Source organism: Vreelandella aquamarina (assembly GCF_900110265.1).
GTDB lineage: Bacteria > Pseudomonadota > Gammaproteobacteria > Pseudomonadales > Halomonadaceae > Vreelandella > Vreelandella aquamarina.
This window is the reverse complement of record NZ_FODB01000121.1, coordinates 1-1,252: the sequence shown is the minus strand read 5'-3', so window position 1 is coordinate 1,252 and position 1,252 is coordinate 1. Positions and strand designations below refer to the sequence as shown.

Annotated in this window: 2 protein-coding genes; both read left to right on the top strand. The window is 55.1% G+C overall.

Annotated features, from left to right (window positions below; genetic code table 11):
- Nucleotides 1–137 precede the first annotated feature (137 nt).
- Nucleotides 138–416: a type II toxin-antitoxin system RelE/ParE family toxin gene (locus tag BMY49_RS17100; RefSeq protein ID WP_022992350.1), complete on the top strand. Its 279-nt coding sequence runs from the start codon at nt 138–140 to the stop codon at nt 414–416.
- A complete protein-coding gene (locus BMY49_RS17095) occupies nt 416–709 on the top strand; it encodes a HigA family addiction module antitoxin (RefSeq protein WP_068436756.1) in 294 nt (97 codons plus the stop codon). The genes BMY49_RS17100 and BMY49_RS17095 overlap by 1 nt, the downstream gene beginning before the upstream one ends.
- The last annotated feature ends 543 nt before the right edge of the window (nt 710–1,252 follow it).

The following is a 1,252-nucleotide window of genomic DNA, read 5'->3' as shown; positions in this document are numbered from 1 at the left end:
TTCCGGGAACGAACATTAATGCATAACCATGCGCGGCACTCGGACGCCCTTTACGCCGCTTCGCTCTGTAAAGGCCGCCGGTGCGCTTCGCGTTAAGCTCTATTGTTGCGTGATGCGCACCATGCTATCATCCCCTCATGATTAAATCTTTCCGTCACAAAGGACTGAAGCGGTTCTACTCGACCGGCAGCACGGCGGGCATACAGCCTGACCATGCCAAGAAACTGCGTATGCAGTTGGCTGCTTTGGATACGGCCACTTCGGTGGAGGACATGGATATCCCTGGCTTTCGGCTTCACCCATTGAAGGGAAAAGACAAGGGGCGGTGGTCGATTCGGGTTAACGGAAATTGGCGCATGACGTTCGAATTTCAGGACGGCAATGCCTACATTCTTGATTATGAGGATTATCACTAATGACTATGCATAATCCGCCGCATCCAGGCGAGTTCATTCGGGAGGTGTATCTGGAGCCTTTCGGTATCAGTTCCCGTCAGCTTGCTTCCAGTCTGGGCGTATCACCTTCCACTTTGTCTCGGCTGCTCAAAGGAGATAGTGGTATTAGCCCGGAAATGTCATTGCGGCTATCCAAGGTTCTCGGGCGCACTCCTGAGAGCTGGTTGGCAATGCAGGACATGTACGATCTTTGGGTGGCCCGCAATACGGTCAATCTGGATGGCATTCATCCCTTGGACTTCGAAGCAGCTTAACCAGTGGCTGTTGTCGGACGCGCCTACGCTGGCGCTCCGGCACGCCGCAAAGCCAAGGCGGTAAAGGCCCGGCATTCGTGAGTTTTTAGCAAGTGGGGTGCAAAGGCCTTGGCACCGGGATTGGTTGTAAGCCCGCTCACTCTGGTGATCGCCAAGGCCGGAAAATGCGCTGTTTGGTTTGGTTGCCACAATGGCCAGCAGTGTCGGTATTCATGACGTGCCCCAGTTGTGGGGTCGTCCGTCTCAAACGGTAATCGGGTTGGCGGCTTTTGCGTTCTGATTCTTTTGGCCATCCGTCGAGTTGGTGCAAGCTGTCCGGGAGAGGGCATGCGGCCTGGGTGTCAGGCTCAACCACGGTGGTGAACGGCCATTAACAAGGCGGTCAACCGGACGCCAAAAGCGTACCGCTTTTGGTTCCCTCCGCTGGCGCTCCGGCGCCGGTTACCTCAGCGTTATGCATAAATCAGGAAGCCGAACATGGAAGTAAAGGTTGAACTCAACGGCTCGATACGAGAGCAGGAAGTCATCGCTCTTTATCGCTCG